The sequence below is a fragment of the Streptomyces sp. NPDC034103 genome (assembly GCF_055575395.1).
Genome location: NZ_JBVISS010000001.1, coordinates 98,868 through 116,412, shown reverse-complemented (window position 1 = coordinate 116,412; position 17,545 = coordinate 98,868). Strand labels below are relative to the sequence as shown.

Below are 17,545 nucleotides of genomic sequence, written 5' to 3'. Positions count from 1 at the left end.
CCTCGAATGCTCTCAGATCAATGTGAGTTGGGTCCCTTCGGGCAGATCTGGCAGATCGGGCGTGGCCGGCTCGGGCTCGGGCAGGCGTCGCGGCACGCCCCCGTCGGCGGGGCCGATGCCGTACTCCCGGGCCAGTTCGTGGACCTGGCGGGTGATCCGGCGCTGGTACCACTTCGGCGCGTAGGAGCCGTCCGCGTACAGCCGCTCGTAGCGGCGCACCAGGTGCGGGTGGTGTCCGCCGAGCCAGGCCATGAACCACTCCCGGGCCCCGGGTCGCAGATGGAGCACCAGCGGGGTCACGGACGTGGCCCCGGCCGCCGCGATCGCCCGTACCGTGGCCCGGAGTTGGGCGGGATGGTCGCTCAGGAACGGGATCACCGGCGCCATCAGCACCCCGCACCCGATGCCGTGCTCGGACAGGGTCCGCACGACCTCCAGGCGCCGCTCCGGCGCGGGGGTGCCCGGCTCCACCGTGCGCCACAGATCGGGGTCCGTGAAGCCGACCGAGACGGAGATGCCGACGTCCGTCACCTCGTGCGCCTGCTTCAGCAGGTCGAGGTCGCGCAGGATCAGCGTGCCCTTGGTCAGGATCGAGAAGGGGTTCGCGTGGTCGCGCAGGGCGCCGATGATGCCCGGCATCAGGCGGTAGCGGCCCTCCGCGCGCTGGTAGCAGTCGACATTGGTGCCCATCGCGATGTGCTCGCCGTGCCACCGGGGCGAGCCCAGTTGCCGGCGCAGCAGCTCCGGGGCGTTGGTCTTGACGACGATCTGGGAGTCGAAGCCGAGACCGGTGTCGAGGTCCAGGTAGCTGTGCGTCTTGCGGGCGAAGCAGTACACGCACGCGTGCGTGCAGCCCCGGTAGGGGTTCACCGTCCACTGGAAGGACATGCGGGAGACCGCGGGCACCCGGTTGATGATCGACCGGGCCCGGACCTCGTGGAAGGTGATCCCGCTGAACTCCGGGGTGTCGAAGGTGCGGGTGACGACCGCGTCGGCGCCGAACAGCGCGGTGTCGTCGGCCCGGCCGTGGCCGGAGTCCGTCGTGAGGTTCTCCCAGCGCATGTGGCCTCCTCGGTAGCACTGCCCACAGAATAGAACACATGTTCCCTTGATCGTGCGAGCGTGTTTTCGACAAGGCGCGAGGCCCCGATTTGGGCGGCCGGGGACCGGGGTGGTTGGCTTGCCCCAGCCCCCGAGAACCAAGGTCCTGGAGGAATCAATGGCGCAGGTCGAGGCCACTACGGAACGGGTCGTCGCAGCGGACGCGGAGAAGGTGTTCGACGCCCTCGCCGACTACAGCGGCACGCGCGCGAAGCTGCTGCCCGAGCACTTCAGCGAGTACGAGGTGCGCGAGGGCGGCGACGGCGAGGGCACCCTCGTCCACTGGAAGCTCCAGGCCACCAGCAAGCGGATCCGTGACTGCCTGCTGGAGGTCACCGAGCCCACCGACGGCGAGCTCGTCGAGAAGGACCGCAACTCCTCCATGGTCACCACCTGGCGGGTCACCCCGGCCGGCGAGGGCAAGTCCCGCGTCGTCGTGACGACCGTCTGGAACGGTGCCGGCGGCATCGGCGGGTTCTTCGAGAGGACCTTCGCGCCCAAGGGCCTCGCCCGGATCTACGACCTCGTCCTGGACCGGCTCGCCGCCGAGGTCGAGAAGTAAGTCCCCGGTGCGCGGGCGTCGTTGACCCCCTCACCGGATCGAGTGGATCTCCTCGCCCCTGGTCGATCTGCCGTAACTCGTCGCGCTTGCTCGTAGTTGTCGCTTTACGCGGGAATTGTGCGGGCGCGACGAGGGGAGCGGCACATGGGCGGGACCACTGCGATGCAGGACGGGCTACGGGAGGCGACGACCGAGCAGCCCCCGCCGCTCCCCGCCCCGGCACCCGTCCAGGCCGACGAACCCGGCCCCCGCCGGGTGTGGTTGGTCTTCTTCGCGCTCATGCTCGCGCTGCTCCTGGCCGCGCTGGAGCAGATGATCGTCGCCACCGCGCTGCCGAAGATCGTCGGTGAACTGCATGGCCTGGACAAGATGTCCTGGGCGATCACCGCCTATCTGCTCACCTCCACGATCGGTCTGCCGATCTACGGCAAGCTCGGCGACCTCCTCGGCCGCAAGGGCGTCTTCCAGTTCGCGATCGTCGTCTTCATCGTCGGATCCGCCCTCGCCGGACGCGCCGGGACGATGGACCAGCTGATCGCCTTCCGCGCGGTGCAGGGTGTCGGGGCGGGGGGACTCATGATCGGCGTGCAGGCGATCATCGCCGACATCGTGCCCGCCCGGGAGCGCGGCCGCTTCATGGGCCTGATCGGTGCCGCCTTCGGCCTCGCCTCCGTCGCCGGGCCGCTGCTCGGCGGGTACTTCACCGACCACCTCTCCTGGCGCTGGTGCTTCTACGTCAACGTCCCCTTCGGCCTCGTCACGCTGGCCGTCGTCACCGTCGTCCTCAAGCTCCCCAAGCCGACCGCGAAGCCCCGCCTCGACATCCTCGGCGCGCTGCTGCTCGCCGCCGCCTCCACCTGCCTGGTGCTGCTGACCAGTTGGGGCGGTACCGAACACGCCTGGGACTCCCGCGTCATCCTGGGGCTCGGCGCGGGCGCGGTGGTCTCCACCGTGCTCTTCCTGGTCGCCGAGCACTTCGCGGCCGAACCCCTCATCCCGCTCCGGCTGTTCAGGGACTCCGTCTTCAACATCACCGCTGCCGTGGGCCTGGTGATCGGCGTCGCGCTCTTCGGGGCCGCGAGCTATCTGCCGACGTTCCTGCAGATGGTCGACGGGGCGAGCGCCACCGAGTCCGGTCTGCTGATGCTGCCCATGATGGGCGGCATCGTCGGCGCCTCGGTGATCTCCGGGCAGCTCATCAGCCACACCGGCCGCTACAAGGTCTATCCCGTCCTCGGCGGCGCCCTGTCCGTCCTCGGCATGTGGCTGCTCTCCCGGCTCGAGGTCGACACGCCTCGGCTGCACTACAGCCTCTGGATGGCGGTCCTCGGTGCGGGCATCGGCATGGTGATGCCCGTCCTCATCCTCGCCGTGCAGAACTCCGTGCGCCCCGCCGACCTCGGCACGGCGACGAGCGCGAACAACTACTTCCGGCAGATCGGCGGATCCGTCGGCGCCGCGGTCTTCGGCACCCTCTTCGCGGACCGGCTCACCGACGCCCTCGCCGAACGCCTGCCCACCGCCACAGGACTGCCCGATGCCGAGTCCATCACCCCCCAGCTCGTCCACGCGCTGCCGCCCGACCTGCGCGACGCCTACATCCGCGCCTACGCCGACGCCATGCCGCGGATCTTCCTCTACCTCGTGCCGGTCCTCGTCCTCGGCCTGCTCATCGCCTTCTTCCTCAAGGAGAGACCACTGGTGTCCCACAACGCCACCGAAACCGAGCCCGCACCCGTGAACACCCCGATCCCGCAGGCCGTCCCCCACCCTTCGGGCGGGGGGACCCCCATCGCGCTTCGCTCGCACCACGTCGCCGGCATCCCGGTGTGCGGCACCGTCCAGCACTCGGACGGAACGGTCGTCCCGCGCGCGGCGCTCACCCTGATCGACGTCGCCGGGCAGCAGATCGGACGCGGGGCCAGCGGCGAGGACGGGCGGTACGCGCTGTCGACGCCCGGCTCGGGGGCGTACGTCCTGATCGCGGCGGCGGGCGGCCACCAGCCGCAGGCCGTCTCCGTGACCGTGGGCGAGCGGCCCGTGGAGCTCGACGTCGTCCTCGGCGGCGCCGGACACCTCGCCGGAAGCGTGCGGACCGCGGACGGCACCCCGGTGCGCGAGGCCACCGTCACCCTCACCAACGTCCACGGCGAGGTCGTGGCCACCACCCGCAGCGGCCGCGAGGGCGGCTACGTCATCACCGAACTCGTCGCCGGCGAGTACACCCTCGCGGCCAGCGCCCCCGCCTTCCGCCCCGCCGCGCTGCCCGTCACCGTGCAGGCCTCCCGGGAGACCCGCCAGGACGTCGAACTCGCGGGCGGCGCGGTGCTGCGCGGTACCGTGCGGGCCGGCGGCGGGCGCCCCGTCGAGGACGCGCGCGTGACGCTGCTCGACGCGGCCGGCAACGTGGTCGACACCCTCACCACCGGCGCCGACGGCACCTTCCGGTTCGTCGACCTGTCCTCCGGCGAGTACACCGTCATCGCGGCCGGCTACCCGCCCGTCGCCACCGTCCTGCAGATGGCGGGAGGGGGGCGCACCGAGCGGGATCTGCAACTCGGACACGAGGACTGAAAACCCGTCAGTAACCCCAACACGCCCCCAACCGGCAGGTTCCCGTCCGGACCAGGAGCGCCGGGGCGTACGCGGGAGTGATCCGCGCGGCCAATTCGCCTATTGCCGCACATCACCACTTCGTGTGGCCCTACGGTGGACCGAGCGGCACAGATCTTGCGGAGCCGTGGGGAGAAAGGGCCTGGGCCATGGCAAACGGCAGCGACCGTGGCACCGAGAGGGAAGCACCTCCCAGCCGCGGAGCCGGGAACGGCGCGGTGGAACAGGCCGCGGCCGGGCGTATTCCCCTGGCCGTGGTCGTGGTGGACCGCGACGCTCTCGTGTCCCACTGGAGCAAGGGCGCGCGACGGCTGTTCGGCGTCGGCAAGGAAGAGGCGATCGGCCGCCCCGCGCTCGACCTGCTGCCCGTCTCCGGTGCCCTGCCCGAGCACGACGAACTCGCGCCGTACGGCGTGTACGCGGCCTACGACGGACTCGGACCCGACCTGGAGTCGTCCCTCGACGGCGGGCTGTCCTACCCGGCCGCGGGCCGCGCCCGCCTGACCGTCGCTGGACCCGACCGGCTGGACGTGCTGTGGTGGGCGTACCCCCTGGTCGGCCCGGGGCGTGAGCGGCTGCTGGTGCTCGCCGCCGACGCGGCGGACCTGCACGCCGGCGGACCGGGCGAGGAGATCCCCGGTGAGCGCATCGCGCCCGCCTTCGCGCTGCACACCGACTTCCCCGGCGCCGAGGAGCTGGCCAGGCGTCTGCCCGAGATCCTGCCCAGCATGAGCGTCGGGGAAAGCGCGCGCATCGTCGCCCAGGTCCTCGAACTGGGTTACCCCGTCCTGGAGTTCAGCCAAAGTGACCGGGTGCCCGTCACCCCCGACTGGGGCGTGCCGCGCCGTGCCGAGCGCAGGGCACGCCGGGAGCTGGCCGCGCGGGCCGCGGCCCAGGGGCTGCCCGTCCCGCGGGAACTCTCCGACGAGGTCGAGGACCTCGAGTACGCGGCGGTCCGCGAGCGGCTGGAGTTCCTCAACGAGGTCAGCGGCCGGATCGGCACCTCCCTCGACCTGTCGCGGACCATCGTCGAGGTCAGCCGGGCCGTCGTGCCGCGCTTCACCGACGTCGCCGGCACCTACCTGCGCGAACAGGTCGTCGCCGGCGAGGGGTTCCCCGAGGGCGTGCCGGACACCACCACCATGTGGCACCGGGTCGCCCTCGAGCACACCGACGAACCCGGCCGCTGGGACGACGTCGTGCCGGTCGGCGAGGCCATGCCGTTCCCGGCGCACACCCCGTTCTTCCAGTGCATGACCAGCGGTGAGCCCGTCCTCGTGCCGCGCATCAGCGAGCAGATGGGCCACGCCATCGCCTCGCAGTTCGAAAAGCGCGACATCCGGCCGCTGATCACCGGCCGCTCGATGCTGGTCGTACCGCTCAAGGCACGCAACGTCGTCCTCGGCTTCATGATCCTGCTGAGGCACCCGGAGCGCGTCGAGTTCAACGACATGGACCGCGTCACCGGAGCCGAACTGGCCGCCCGCGCGGGCCTCGTGCTCGACAACGCGCGCATGTACACCTACCAGGAGTCGGTCGCCGAGACCCTCCAGGACAGCATGCTGCCGCACATCCCGCCGCGCATGGCGGGCTGCGACATCGCCACCCGCTATCTCCCGGGCACCCTGCTCGGCCGGGTCGGCGGCGACTGGTTCGACTCCGTCAAGCTGCCCGGCGCCCGCACCGCCCTCGTCGTCGGCGACGTCATGGGTCACGGCCTGAACTCGGCCGCCATGATGGGCCAGTTGAGGACGGCCGTACAGACCATGGCCGCCCTCGACCTGCCCCCTGCCCGGCTGCTGCGCAACCTCGACGACCTCGCCCAGCGGCTCGGCGACACCTACCTCGCCACCTGTCTGTACGCCGTGTACGACCCGATCGCGGGCGAACTGCACATCGCCAACGCCGGCCACATCCCGCCGGTGATCGTGCACGCCGGGGACGGCCGCAGCGAGCTCCTCGATCTGCCCACGGGCGCGCCCATCGGCGTCGGCGGCGTGGCCTTCGAGTCGGTACGCGTGCCCGTGCGGCCCGGCGACCGGCTGGTCATGTGCACCGACGGCCTGGTCGAGGTTCGCGGTGAGGACATCGGCGTCGGCCTGGCGACCCTGTGCGAGTCCGCCGCTCACCCCGCCGCCTCCATGGACGACGCCTGCGACACCATCATCCGCGCCCTCGCCGCGACGTTTTCAGAGGAGGGCCGCGGCGGCCGCAAGGACGACGTCGCCCTGCTGATGGCCCGGCTCAACGGCATCGAGCCGGACGACGTCGCCGAGTGGCGGCTGTCTTTGGACCCCCTGGAGGTCGGCCGGGCGCGCTCCGTGGTGCGTGAGCAGCTCCACGACTGGGGCCTGGCCCGGCTGGCCGACACGGCCGAGCTGATGGTCGGCGAGCTCGTCACCAACGCCGTGCGGCACTCCCGCAGCCGCCCTGTCGAGCTGCGTCTGGTGCGTGGCGACACCCTGCTGTGCGAGGTGGAGGACGACGACCACGACCTGCCGACCCTGCTGAGCGCCGGCCCCGAGGACGAGTTCGGGCGCGGTCTGCGCGTCGTCACCACCCTCGCCCGGGAGTGGGGCACGAGCCGTACGAAGACCGGCAAGACCGTCTGGTGCGAACTGACGTTGCCGCGACGCTGACCGACGCCGGGGCGCACAGGGGGCGAGGGCGTGGCGGAGGCGCACGCTGAGTGAAGGTATGCGCCGCACGCTTGTAGGCGCGACCAGGGCGCGATAGACCGTACTGGCCCGTCATATTTGGCGGGCCGCGGTCGCATCCTGGGGAGTTGGGCATGAGCATCACGAGTCGGTACCGGGAGGCCTGGGAGGGCTTCTGGCGGGAGGCCCCCGGCGGGCAGGGAGCGGTGCTCTGGGACGCGGAGCCCGCGGTGACGGCCGGTCTGCACCTCGCCCTGTTCGAGCCCTTCGTGAGCGACCCGGTCCTGCCGTTGGTCGACCTGGGCTGCGGCAACGGCACCCAGACCCGTTTCCTCGCCGAGCGGTTCGCCCACGTCCTCGGCGTCGACCTGTCGGAGGCGGCGATCGACCACGCCCGGCAGGCCGATCCGGCCGGACAGGCCGCCTACCGGGTGCTGGACGCCGTCGAGAAGGACGAGGCGGCGGCGCTGCACGCGGAGCTCGGCGACAGCAACGTCTACATGCGAGGAGTGCTCCACCAGTGCGAGCCCGCCGACCGGCAGCCGCTGATGGACGGGGTCGCCACCCTCCTCGGCGAGCGCGGCCGGGGCTTCCTCGTGGAGCTGTCCGAGGCCGCCAAGCCGATTCTGCTGGGCCTCGCCCAGGGGGCCGACGGCCCGCCGCCCAAGCTGGCGCCGATCTTCCGGCACGGCATCGCGCCCGGAGAGGTCTCCGACGACACGGTGCCCCACTACGTGCGCGCCGCCGGGCTCACCGTCCTCGCCGGCGGTGAACTGCCGCTGACGACCACGGATCACGCCCCCGACGGCACCCGCATCGAGCTGCCCTCGAAGTGGCTGGTGGTGGGGCGTACGGCCTGAGGGGTGCCCGGCATTGGTCTAGTCCGGTGAGAGTTATCCACAGGCCTGCCGGGATGCGGCGGAACCGCGTAGCGTGAGTCGGCATGAAGATCCTCATCAGCGCCGACATGGAGGGCGCCACGGGCGTCACCTGGCCGGCCGACGTGCTGCCGGGGACGCCGCAGTGGGAGCGGTGCCGTTCGATGTTCACCTCGGACGTGAACGCCGCCGTGCTGGGCTTCTTCGACGGCGGCGCCGACGAGGTCGTGGTCAACGAGGCGCACTGGACCATGCGCAACCTCCTTCTGGAGCGCCTCGACGACCGGGCCGAGATGCTCACCGGCCGGCACAAGTCGCTGTCCATGGTGGAGGGCGTGCAGCACGGCGACGTGGACGGCATCGCGTTCGTCGGCTACCACGCGGGCGCGGGCGCCGAGGGCGTCCTCGCCCACACCTACCTCGCCAACTCCATCACCGGGGTGTGGCTGAACGACGTCCGGGCGAGCGAGGGCCTGCTCAACGCGCACGTGGTCGCCGAGTACGGCGTTCCGGTCGTCCTCGTCACCGGTGACGACGTGGCCTGCGAGGACGCCCTCGGCTACGCGCCCGAGGCGCTGAAGGTCGCCGTGAAGGACCACGTCTCCCGGTACGCGGCGGTGTGCCGGACCCCCGCGCGGACGGCCGCCGACATCCGTGCGGCGGCCAAGGAGGCGGCCGGGCTGGCGGTGCGTCACCCACCCGTCCGGGGCGGGCCGTTCACGATCGCCCTGGAGTTCGACGCCGAGCATCTCGCCCTGGCCGCGACCGTGGTCCCGGGTGTGGACCGGATCGGCGAACGGAAGGTGGGGTACACCAGCGCCACCATGTACGAGGGGATTCGCACCTTCAAGGCGGTCACCACGATCGCCTCGGCCGCGGTGGAGGAGCAGTATGGCTGACGCACAGGCACTGGACGAGGTCGTGACGTACACCTCCGACCTCATCCGTGTCGACACCACGAACCGGGGCGGCGGCGACTGCCGGGAGCGGCCCGCCGCCGAGTACGCGGCCGAGCGGCTGACCGAGGCGGGCCTCGACCCCGTGCTGCTCGAACGCACCACGGGCCGTACCAACGTCGTGGCGCGCATCGAGGGCACCGACCCCTCGGCGGACGCCCTGCTCGTCCACGGTCATCTGGACGTGGTGCCCGCCGAGGCGCGCGACTGGAGCGTGCACCCGTTCTCCGGCGAGATCCGCGACGGCGTGGTCTGGGGCCGGGGCGCGGTCGACATGAAGAACATGGACGCGATGATCCTCGCCGTCGTCCGGTCCTGGGCCCGCCAAGGGGTGCGGCCCCGGCGGGACATCGTCCTCGCCTTCACCGCCGACGAGGAGGCCAGCGCCGAGGACGGCTCCGGGTTCCTCGCCGACCGGCACCCGGGGCTCTTCGAGGGCTGCACCGAGGGCGTCAGCGAGTCCGGGGCGTTCACCTTCCACGACGGCGCCGGGCGGCAGATCTACCCGATCGCGGCCGGCGAGCGGGGCACCGGCTGGCTGAAGCTCACCGCGCGCGGCCGGGCCGGACACGGCTCCAAGGTCAACACGGAGAACGCCGTCACCCGCCTGTCCGCCGCGATCGCCCGCATCGGCGCGCACGAGTGGCCGTTGCGCCTCACCCCGACCGTCCGGGCCGCGCTCACCGAACTCGCCGCCCTGTACGGCATCGAGCCCGCCCTGGACGACGTCGACGGGCTGCTGAAGAAGCTCGGTCCGGCGGCCGAACTCGTCGAGGCGACCGTGCGCAACAGCGCCAACCCGACGATGCTGGAGGCCGGGTACAAGCTCAACGTGGTCCCGGGCGAGGCCGTGGCCTACGTCGACGGACGCTATCTGCCCGGCGGCGAGGAGGAGTTCCGCACCACCCTCGACCGGCTGACCGGGCCGGACGTCACTTGGGAGTTCCACCACCGCGAGGTCGCCCTCCAGGCACCGCTCGACTCGGTGACGTACGCGAGGATGCGTGCCGCTGTCGAGGAGTTCGCGCCGGAGGGGCACGTGGTGCCGTACTGCATGTCCGGTGGCACCGACGCCAAGCAGTTCTCGCGACTCGGCATCACCGGCTACGGATTCGCGCCGCTGAAGCTTCCGGAGGGCTTCGACTACCAGGCCCTCTTCCACGGGGTGGACGAGCGGGTCCCGGTCGAGGCACTGCACTTCGGCGTCCGGGTCCTCGACCGTTTCCTGCGCACGGCCTGAGCGACTGGGGGAGAAGTGGAGACGCTGCCGTACGGGTCCTGGCCCTCACCGATCGACGCGGCCCTGGCCGCCGCGCACGACGGGCACCCCGAGTTCGCGGGCTTCGTCGGCGACGAGGTCTGGTGGACCGAGCCACGCCCCGCCGAGGGCGGCCGGCGCACACTGCTGCGGCGCCGTGTCGACGGCGTGGTGGAGCCGGTGCTGCCGGCGCCGTGGAACGTGCGCAGCCGGGTCATCGAGTACGGCGGACAGCCCTGGGCGGGCGCGGTCGTGGCCGGCGAACCCCTGGTGGTCTTCGTCGACTTCGCCGACCAGCGTCTGTACCGCCACACCCCGGGCGGCGACCCCAGACCCCTCACCCCGGTGTCCCCGGTGGGTGGCGGGCTGCGCTGGGCGGACCCGGTGCTGCTCCAGGAACGCGGTGAGGTGTGGTGCGTACTGGAGGAGTTCACCGGTGACGGGCCCAGCGACGTGCGGCGCGTCCTGGCCGCCGTTCCGCTGGACGGCTCGGCCGCCCAGGACCGGGACGCGGTACGCGAACTCGCCCCCGACCGGCACCGGTTCCTGACCGGCCCCCGGCTCGCCCCCGACGGGCGGCGCGCGGCCTGGATGGCCTGGGACCATCCGCGGATGCCGTGGGACGGCACCGAGCTGGTGCTCGCGGACGTCCGGGACGACGGCACCCTCGGCGGGGCCCGGACGGTCGCCGGCGGGCCGGAGGAGGCGATCGCCCAGGTGGACTGGGCCCACGACGGCGCCCTGCTGTACGCGAGCGACCGCACCGGCTGGTGGAACCTGTACCGCGACGGGGTACCGCTGTGTCCGCGCGAGGAGGAGTTCGGCGGTCCGCTGTGGAAGCTCGGCCACCGCTGGTTCGCCCCGCTGAGCAGCGGACTGATCGCTGTCGTGCACGGCCGCGGCGCCACCGCGCTCGGCATACTGGACCCCGAGACGGCCGAGGTCGTGGACGCGGCGGGCCCCTGGACCGAGTTCGCGCCCACGCTCGCGGTGCACGGTGAGCGGGTCGTCGGCGTCGGGGCCAGTCCGCGCAGCGCCCACGAACTGGTGGAGCTGGACACCCGGACCGGCCGGGCCCGGGTCATCGGCGCCGGCCACGACGACCCCGTGGACCCGGCGTACTACCCCGAGCCGCAGATCCGCACCTTCACCGGACCCGCCGGCCGGGACGTCCACGCCCACATCTACCCACCCCACCATCCGGCCTGTGTGGCACCCGGCGACGAACTGCCGCCCTATGTGGTCTGGGCGCACGGCGGGCCCACCAGCCGCGCCCCGCTCGTCCTCGACCTCGCGATCGCCTACTTCACCTCGCGGGGCATCGGCGTCGCCGAGGTCAACTACGGCGGCTCGACCGGGTACGGCCGGGAGTACCGCAACCGGCTGCGCGAGCAGTGGGGCGTGGTCGACGTCGAGGACTGCGCGGCCGTCGCCCAGGCCCTCGCCGACGAGGGCACCGCCGACCGGAACCGGCTCGCGATCCGCGGCGGCAGCGCCGGCGGCTGGACCGCGGCGGCCTCCCTGGCCGCGACCGACGTCTACGCCTGCGGCACCATCGTGTACCCCGTCCTCGACCTGACCGGCTGGGGCGAGGGGGAGACCCACGACTTCGAGTCGCGGTACCTGGAGACCCTGGTCGGCCCGCTCGCCGAGGTGCCCGCGCGGTACGCGGAGCGGTCGCCCACCGAGCACGCCGACCGGGTCACCGCGCCCTTCCTGCTGTTGCAGGGCCTGGACGACGTGATCTGCCCGCCCGTCCAGTGCGAGCGGTTCCTCGCCCGGATGGCGGGGCGGCGGGTGCCGCACGCGTACATCGCGTTCGAGGGGGAGGGGCACGGATTCCGGCGGGCGGAGACGATGATCCGCTCACTGGAGGCAGAACTCTCCCTGTACGCACAGGTCTTCGGCCTCACCCCACCGGGCGTTTCGACATTGGAGCTGAGCAAGTGAAGGAACTCGTCCGGCCGTCCCGGCTGGCCCCCGGCGCCCGTGTGGCCGTCGTCGCGCCCAGCGGACCGGTGCCCGAGGAGCGGTTGCAGGCCGGCCTCGACATCCTGCGCGGCTGGGACCTCGATCCGGTGCCGGCACCCCATGTGCTGGACCGGCACGCGGAGTTCGACTACCTGGCGGGCACGGACGCGGACCGGGCCGCCGATCTCCAGGCCGCCTGGTGCGACCCTTCCGTGGACGCGGTGCTGTGCGCACGGGGCGGGTACGGCGCGCAGCGGATGGTGGACCTGCTCGACTGGGACGCGATGTGGGCGGCCGGTCCCAAGGTGTTCGTCGGCTACAGCGACATCACCGCGCTGCACGAGGCGTTCGCCGTCCGGCTGGGCCTGGTCACACTGCACGGGCCGATGACGGCCGCCGTCGACTTCCTGAAGAACGCGCGGGCGCAGGACCATCTCAGGGCCACCCTCCTCGCGCCGGAGACGGTCCGCACGATCGCCTCCGGCGGTACCGCGCTGGTCCCCGGGCGGGCCCGGGGCGTCACCCTCGGCGGCTGTCTGTCCCTGCTCGCCGCGGACCGGGGCACCCCGCACGCCCGGCCCTCCGCGCGTGGCGGGCTGCTGTGCCTGGAGGACGTGGGGGAGGGGACGTACCGCCTGGACCGCTCCCTGACCCAACTCCTGCGCGCCGGTTGGTTCGACGGGGTGCGCGGGGTGCTTCTCGGTTCGTGGGAGGAGTGCGATCCGTACGAGAAGGTGCGCGCCCTGCTGCTCGACAGGCTCGGCGGCCTCGGCGTGCCCGTGGTGGAGCAGTTCGGATTCGGGCACTGCGAAGGGGCGTTGACGATCCCGTTCGGGGTGGCGGCCGAACTCGACGCGGACCAGTGCACGTTGACGATGGCGGAACCGGCGCTGCGTTGACGGCTCGGTGAGCCGGTGCAAGCGCAGGGAACCGCGGGGTCAAGCCGGTGACCGTCGTGAGCGCGTCCGGCGACACCGGGTACCGGAGCTGCCCGTGGTCGGTGGCTGATCCGGGCGTCCGCGGCGGGCGCCGGTTCACCCGCTGGGCGGTCTTCGTCGCGCGGGCCCCGGGCTTCGGGCTCACCCTGGTCGCATGAGCCCGAAGACCTCCCAGAGCGGCACCACCACCGGCGAACAGGGCGGCGGCGCGGTGACGCCCGCCCGGGTGGCCGTCCTGCTGCTCGCCGTCCTCGCCCTGATCTTCATCTTCGAGAACACCCGCGCCACCAGGATCCGACTGCTGATCCCCGAGGTGACCATGCCCCTGTGGATGGCGCTCCTCGCCACGGGCGTCATCGGCGCCCTGTGCGGGGCGTATTTCATGAGGCGCCGGAGCTAGGGCCTGTGTGAGGTCGTGATCAAACTGTCTGCTGTACAAGCCGGTGGCGGCCGTCTGCGGCGACTCGCGTGAGATCAACCGTCCATGAGCAGCGATCTGGAAGTAAGCGCCTGGCGATCAATGTCACGATCCCGCAGACGCTCCGCTGCACGGACATCCGACGCGGTGAAGCATTCACGCTGACCACACTCAACGTCCGGCTTCTCCCGGACGACCGCCACGCCGTGAAGGCCTATGGCAGACCAGTCGCTGGTGGTCGGGGCGCGGCTGGTCTGGGCGACACGTGTGCTGTGAGTGCGGTTCAGTGACAAGCCCTCTGGACGACCGTCCCGTCTTTGCTTGAGTCTGCGGCAGGTGCGGCGCCGTGGCGGCGCTGGCGGACGCTGTATTCGGTGATGGCCTGCCACAGGTCGCGGCGGTCGATGTCGGGCCAGTTGGTGTCGGTGAAGTGGAGTTCGGCGTAGGCGGCTTGCCAGAGCAGGAAGTTGGAGATGCGGTGTTCGCCGCCGGTGCGCCAGAGCAGGTCGACGTCCGGCGTGTCGGGCCAGGTCAGGTGGCGGGCGAGGTCGCTATCGCTGACGTGGTCGGGGTCGATGTCACCAGCGGCGGCGGCCCTGGCCAGTTGGGCGGCGGCACGGGTGAGTTCGTCGCGGCCGCCGTAGTTGATGCAGACCGTCACGCACAAGCCGGTGCGGTGGCGGGTTCTCAGCTCGGCTTGGAGGAGTTCCTCGATCAGGTCTTGGGGCAGTCCCATGGCGCTGCCGGCCCAGCGGATACGGATGCCGAGCTCTTCCTTGTCGTTGGCGTAGGTGCGTAGTTGATTGCGCATGCTTTCGAAGAGGAAGGCGATCTCTTCGGTGTCCCGTTTCCAGTTCTCGGTGGAGAAGGCGTACAGGGTCAGGTGGGCCAGGCCGATCTCGGCGGCTCCGCGGATGACGTCACGTGTGGCGCCCTCAGCGCCGGCCCGGTGGCCTTCGTGGCGGGGCAGGCCGCGCTGGGTGGCCCAGCGTCCGTTGCCGTCCATGATGACGGCGACGTGGCGGGGCATCCGGCTCGCTGGAATGGTCGGCGGGCGGGCTCCGCTGGGGTGCGGGGCCGGTGGCTGGAACTTGCCGGGGGGACGGGTTTGGCGGGGTAGGGCATAGCCCGGGCTGCTGCCGTGCGGCGTTGCGGAAAGCGGGGTGAGGCGCCAGGCAAGGGCGCCTCTGGTGCGGGCGGGGGCCAGGATGCGCCAGCGCACGAAAGGTGCGGGCACCGCCGGGCGGGACAGCAGGGCGGGCCCGGCCGCCTGGACGGCATCGAGGCGGGCGTGGAAAAGGCGGGTGGCGGTGCTCAGCAGTTCGGCGGGGCCGGGATGGAGGGTGCCGGTCAGGCCGGGCTGATCGAGCCAGCGGCGGGCCTGCCCGGTCAGGTGGGCGATCAGCGCGCCGGCGGCGGGGCTCCAGTGTCGCGCTGTCAGGTGGTCGGCGGCGTCAGGGAACTGGTCGAGGACCTGGGTGGGCAGGTTCAGTTCGCCGCGGGCCAGGTCCTGGGCGAGGTCGGTGAGGGTGTCGGTGAGGTACAGCCCGTCGAGGTAGCGCTGGTAGCTGTCTTTGCGACGCAGCCACACGGGAACCGGGACGCCGGCGCGGGCGAGCAGGGTCATGCTCTGTGTGGCCCAGGAGAGGTTGGAGTCGCCGACCCAAACGCTCCACTGCTCCCAGGTGTGCAGGTGGCGGCCGCGAGTGTCGCCGTCCAGGGTGGCGAAGGAGAGCCGCAGGTCGGCCAGGTCCAGGCGCCAGCGGTGCATGGTGTCGATCAGGGCGCGGCGGACCGGGTCGTCGCTGTGTCCTGCGGTGAGTTCGTCTTCCAGAGCGGTGGTCCATGCCTTCAGCTGCGCGGTGCGGGTGGCGCTCGTGCCGGCCGGGGCGTCGGCGAGGTCGTCGGCGGCGCTGAAGGCGGCCCACATCGCCCAGCAGGCCGGGCGCAGTAGCGGCGGCATCAGCTGCATGATCGAGTATTCGACGGGGTCGTCCCGCCGGACAGTGCGCCGGCAGTGGAGGTAGGCGGCTCGCAGGGCGGGGTCGTCGATGGCGGCCTGGGTCAGGATGCCGGGCACTGGGGCGCCTCCGTTTCGTGAAGGGTCTGCTGCGGCACAGTGCCGTGCTCGGCGCCGGGTTGGTCGGGGAGGACGGCCGGTTGGTGCATTGCGGACGCAGGAGCCCAGGCGAAGGCGAGGGAGCCGCCCACCATCCCGAGCGCGCTGCCGGCGAGGAGTCCGCCGAGGTTGCAGGTGATCAGGGCGAGCACGGCCAGGGCGACGGCGGCGACGCCGACCAGGGCGTGCAGTTGCGGTAAGCGCAGCAGAACGAGGCCCGCCAGGAAGAGCGGGAGGCTGACGCCGAGGCCGGCGGCGTCCGCTACGCCGGGGCGCAGGATGGCGGCGGGTGCGCCGAGGAAGGGCAGCAGCATCATTTCCGCGCCGGCGGTACAGACCAGGAGGGCGGCGGTCAGCGGGCGTTGCCGGCTCCACCGGCGGATGCGGCCGGGATGCGGGTGGGCGCGGCGACAGGTCAGTAGCATTCGTGGGCTCCCGGTGTGAGGCGCATGCTCAGGCCGTTCAGGCGGAAGGAGCCGGCGGTGCCCTGCCATCCGGTGAAGCGGGGGTGGTGCACGGTCACTCGTGCGGTGCGGGCGAGGAAGCCGCCCGAGGAGCCGCCTTCGGAGCGGGCCAGTACGTCGGTGAAGTTGATGTCGCCTTGCAGTTGGTCGCTGTCTACGACCAGTCCGGTGGCGGCCACCGGTTCCTCACTGCCGGCGTGGACGCGGACGGTCACCGGGCCCAGGGGGGTTTTCACGAGGATGCTGACGCAGAGGTTCGCCAGTTCTGCCTCTTGTGCTGTGACGACCAGGACCGGACGGCGGGCACCGGTCTTGGGATCGACGTTCATCCCCGGCAGGGCGGTGAAGCCGCTGCCGCTGAGCCTGTCACCGGAGACCTTGAACGCCTCGCCGGAGGCGGCGACGGAGGCGGCCAGTGCCCCGGTGCCCATCGCGAGCAGCACGCCGCCCGCTGCGAGCGAGGCCGGTGCCATCAGCAGCCAGAACCGCAGCCAACGCCGCCGAGTCGGGGGTGGGTTCGGTTTGATGTTCTGGTGTGTGGCGTTCATGCTTTGACAACGCCCGCTCCGTGATCACGACACGGTCGGCGCAGTCGCTTCACCCCTGTTGCCGCCGGTTGCGTCTTGCAAGGGGCGGGCAGGGCCCGCTTCCGGGAACCGGCTGCGCCAGCCCCTGGTGGCAATCTGCCTGTTTCGCCGGCGGCAGGGTTCGCAGGGAATGTGCGGACGGCTCCGTGGCGCGGCCGTGGTGGTTTCTTGCTGAGCGGTAGCGGCGACGTACCCGGTACAGGAGGGTCGCCGTCAGCAGGGCTGCAAAGTCGACGAGGGCGTAGCCGCCGGGAAGGCCGGCGGGTGGATTGCCCATGAGGAGCAGTCCGGTGATGTCGTGGTGCCGGTAGCTGTAAAGGCCGAAGTGGGTGCCGGCAAACTCCGCCGGAACGGTCACCGCGATGATCCACGGAAGGCGGGTCCGCATCACAGGATTTCGGTGGAGAGCGGCGATGGCAAGGAGGCCGAAGGCGCCGCTGTAGTCGGGGCGTTGGGCCTGCAGGAGGCCCCACAGTGACCACGCCGCCAGACTCGTATACGCGGTGTGACGGAGCCAACGCGGTGCTGGGGTGCGAGCACTGATGATGCTGAGGAGAAAGAGGGCTGCGTGCCCGGCGGGGACCCAGGCGGGCAGATTGCCGAGCCGGTAGTCCCACCACTGCATGACGTGGGTGCCGATGTATTCCACCGTGCAGGCCACCGTCACGGCACACAGAGTCTGTGCCCGCACCCATGGGCTTTCGTGCCATGCCAGGAATCCCGTCAGGCCGGCGAGGACCATTCCCAGGCCCAGTTGTCCTCGTGGCCCCATTCCAGGTTCGCTGAGGCAGAGCGCGAGAAGAGCTCCGTAGATCAGAAGCCATGCGAGCCGCTGTTCTGAGTAGCGCGACATGCAGTGCGCGCCCAGGCCGCGGGGAGCAGCATCTTCCCGTCGCTGCCTATGGGTCGCTTCCCGCACAAGAGCGTGCAGGAACGGAACGTCAACTCGTGGTGTTGGCGCGACGTTAAGGGTCATGCCAGGGGAACGAGCCGACCGGGGGGTGTGGCTGGCGGTTCACCGGA

Annotated in this window: 15 protein-coding genes; 10 read left to right on the top strand and 5 right to left on the bottom strand. The window is 71.7% G+C overall.

Going from position 1 to position 17,545, the window contains the following annotated elements:
* Nucleotides 1-12 precede the first annotated feature (12 nt).
* On the bottom strand, nt 13-1,062 hold the full coding sequence (locus ACZ56U_RS00540; protein ID WP_469081812.1) for an Rv2578c family radical SAM protein: 1,050 nt from the start codon (nt 1,060-1,062) through the stop codon (nt 13-15).
* Between the two features lie 157 nt (nt 1,063-1,219).
* On the opposite strand from ACZ56U_RS00540, the gene ACZ56U_RS00535 reads away from it, so the two are divergent.
* From ACZ56U_RS00535 to ACZ56U_RS00490, 10 genes are all read left to right on the top strand, one after another.
* Nucleotides 1,220-1,663 (top strand): SRPBCC family protein, encoded by a 444-nt coding sequence (locus ACZ56U_RS00535; protein ID WP_469081811.1) that lies wholly within the window; start codon nt 1,220-1,222, stop codon nt 1,661-1,663.
* 144 nt (nt 1,664-1,807) lie between these two features.
* On the top strand, nt 1,808-4,237 hold the full coding sequence (locus tag ACZ56U_RS00530) for an MFS transporter (RefSeq protein WP_469081810.1): 2,430 nt from the start codon (nt 1,808-1,810) through the stop codon (nt 4,235-4,237).
* Nucleotides 4,238-4,425: 188 nt separating this feature from the next.
* Nucleotides 4,426-6,915 (top strand): ATP-binding SpoIIE family protein phosphatase, encoded by a 2,490-nt coding sequence (locus tag ACZ56U_RS00525; RefSeq protein ID WP_469081809.1) that lies wholly within the window; start codon nt 4,426-4,428, stop codon nt 6,913-6,915.
* Between the two features lie 152 nt (nt 6,916-7,067).
* Complete coding sequence (locus ACZ56U_RS00520; RefSeq protein ID WP_469081808.1) at nt 7,068-7,793, top strand: class I SAM-dependent methyltransferase; 726 nt, start codon at nt 7,068-7,070, stop codon at nt 7,791-7,793.
* An 83-nt stretch (nt 7,794-7,876) separates the two neighbouring features.
* A complete protein-coding gene (locus ACZ56U_RS00515) occupies nt 7,877-8,710 on the top strand; it encodes a M55 family metallopeptidase (RefSeq protein ID WP_469081807.1) in 834 nt (277 codons plus the stop codon).
* Nucleotides 8,703-10,007 (top strand): M20/M25/M40 family metallo-hydrolase, encoded by a 1,305-nt coding sequence (locus ACZ56U_RS00510; RefSeq protein WP_469081806.1) that lies wholly within the window; start codon nt 8,703-8,705, stop codon nt 10,005-10,007. Before ACZ56U_RS00515 ends, ACZ56U_RS00510 begins: the two co-directional genes overlap by 8 nt.
* A gap of 15 nt (nt 10,008-10,022) precedes the next feature.
* Nucleotides 10,023-11,975, top strand: a complete 1,953-nt coding sequence (locus ACZ56U_RS00505; RefSeq protein ID WP_469081805.1) for a prolyl oligopeptidase family serine peptidase — start codon at nt 10,023-10,025, stop codon at nt 11,973-11,975.
* Nucleotides 11,972-12,895, top strand: coding sequence for a S66 peptidase family protein (locus ACZ56U_RS00500; protein ID WP_469081804.1), 924 nt, complete (start codon nt 11,972-11,974; stop codon nt 12,893-12,895). The genes ACZ56U_RS00505 and ACZ56U_RS00500 overlap by 4 nt, the downstream gene beginning before the upstream one ends.
* A 47-nt stretch (nt 12,896-12,942) precedes the next feature.
* Nucleotides 12,943-13,092, top strand: a complete 150-nt coding sequence (locus ACZ56U_RS00495; protein WP_469081803.1) for a hypothetical protein — start codon at nt 12,943-12,945, stop codon at nt 13,090-13,092.
* Nucleotides 13,089-13,334 carry a DUF1049 domain-containing protein gene (locus ACZ56U_RS00490; protein WP_469081802.1) on the top strand — a complete coding sequence of 82 codons (246 nt, stop codon included), beginning with the start codon at nt 13,089-13,091 and terminating at the stop codon, nt 13,332-13,334. The genes ACZ56U_RS00495 and ACZ56U_RS00490 overlap by 4 nt, the downstream gene beginning before the upstream one ends.
* A 301-nt stretch (nt 13,335-13,635) precedes the next feature.
* Here ACZ56U_RS00490 and uppS read toward each other — a convergent pair whose 3' ends face one another.
* The 4 genes from uppS to ACZ56U_RS00470 are packed head-to-tail and all read right to left on the bottom strand — an operon-like array spanning nt 13,636 to nt 17,375.
* Nucleotides 13,636-15,432: a polyprenyl diphosphate synthase gene (gene uppS / locus ACZ56U_RS00485; RefSeq protein ID WP_469081801.1), complete on the bottom strand. Its 1,797-nt coding sequence runs from the start codon at nt 15,430-15,432 to the stop codon at nt 13,636-13,638.
* Nucleotides 15,417-15,896, bottom strand: coding sequence for a DUF6114 domain-containing protein (locus ACZ56U_RS00480; RefSeq protein WP_469081800.1), 480 nt, complete (start codon nt 15,894-15,896; stop codon nt 15,417-15,419). Before ACZ56U_RS00480 ends, uppS begins: the two co-directional genes overlap by 16 nt.
* On the bottom strand, nt 15,887-16,483 hold the full coding sequence (locus tag ACZ56U_RS00475; RefSeq protein ID WP_469081799.1) for a DUF6230 family protein: 597 nt from the start codon (nt 16,481-16,483) through the stop codon (nt 15,887-15,889). Before ACZ56U_RS00475 ends, ACZ56U_RS00480 begins: the two co-directional genes overlap by 10 nt.
* Before the next feature lie 49 nt (nt 16,484-16,532).
* Nucleotides 16,533-17,375, bottom strand: a complete 843-nt coding sequence (locus ACZ56U_RS00470; protein ID WP_469081798.1) for a hypothetical protein — start codon at nt 17,373-17,375, stop codon at nt 16,533-16,535.
* Nucleotides 17,376-17,545: the final 170 nt, after the last annotated feature.

Bases quoted from the DNA above. Each gene is read 5' to 3' on its own strand.
- ACZ56U_RS00540 (WP_469081812.1), bottom strand. From the start codon at position 1,062: ATGCGCTGGGAGAACCTCACGACGGACTCCGGCCACGGCCGGGCCGAC.
- ACZ56U_RS00535 (WP_469081811.1), top strand. From the start codon at position 1,220: ATGGCGCAGGTCGAGGCCACTACGGAACGGGTCGTCGCAGCGGACGCG.
- ACZ56U_RS00530 (WP_469081810.1), top strand. From the start codon at position 1,808: ATGGGCGGGACCACTGCGATGCAGGACGGGCTACGGGAGGCGACGACC.
- ACZ56U_RS00525 (WP_469081809.1), top strand. From the start codon at position 4,426: ATGGCAAACGGCAGCGACCGTGGCACCGAGAGGGAAGCACCTCCCAGC.
- ACZ56U_RS00520 (WP_469081808.1), top strand. From the start codon at position 7,068: ATGAGCATCACGAGTCGGTACCGGGAGGCCTGGGAGGGCTTCTGGCGG.
- ACZ56U_RS00515 (WP_469081807.1), top strand. From the start codon at position 7,877: ATGAAGATCCTCATCAGCGCCGACATGGAGGGCGCCACGGGCGTCACC.
- ACZ56U_RS00510 (WP_469081806.1), top strand. From the start codon at position 8,703: ATGGCTGACGCACAGGCACTGGACGAGGTCGTGACGTACACCTCCGAC.
- ACZ56U_RS00490 (WP_469081802.1), top strand. From the start codon at position 13,089: ATGAGCCCGAAGACCTCCCAGAGCGGCACCACCACCGGCGAACAGGGC.
- ACZ56U_RS00480 (WP_469081800.1), bottom strand. From the start codon at position 15,896: ATGCTACTGACCTGTCGCCGCGCCCACCCGCATCCCGGCCGCATCCGC.
- ACZ56U_RS00475 (WP_469081799.1), bottom strand. From the start codon at position 16,483: ATGAACGCCACACACCAGAACATCAAACCGAACCCACCCCCGACTCGG.
- ACZ56U_RS00470 (WP_469081798.1), bottom strand. From the start codon at position 17,375: ATGTCGCGCTACTCAGAACAGCGGCTCGCATGGCTTCTGATCTACGGA.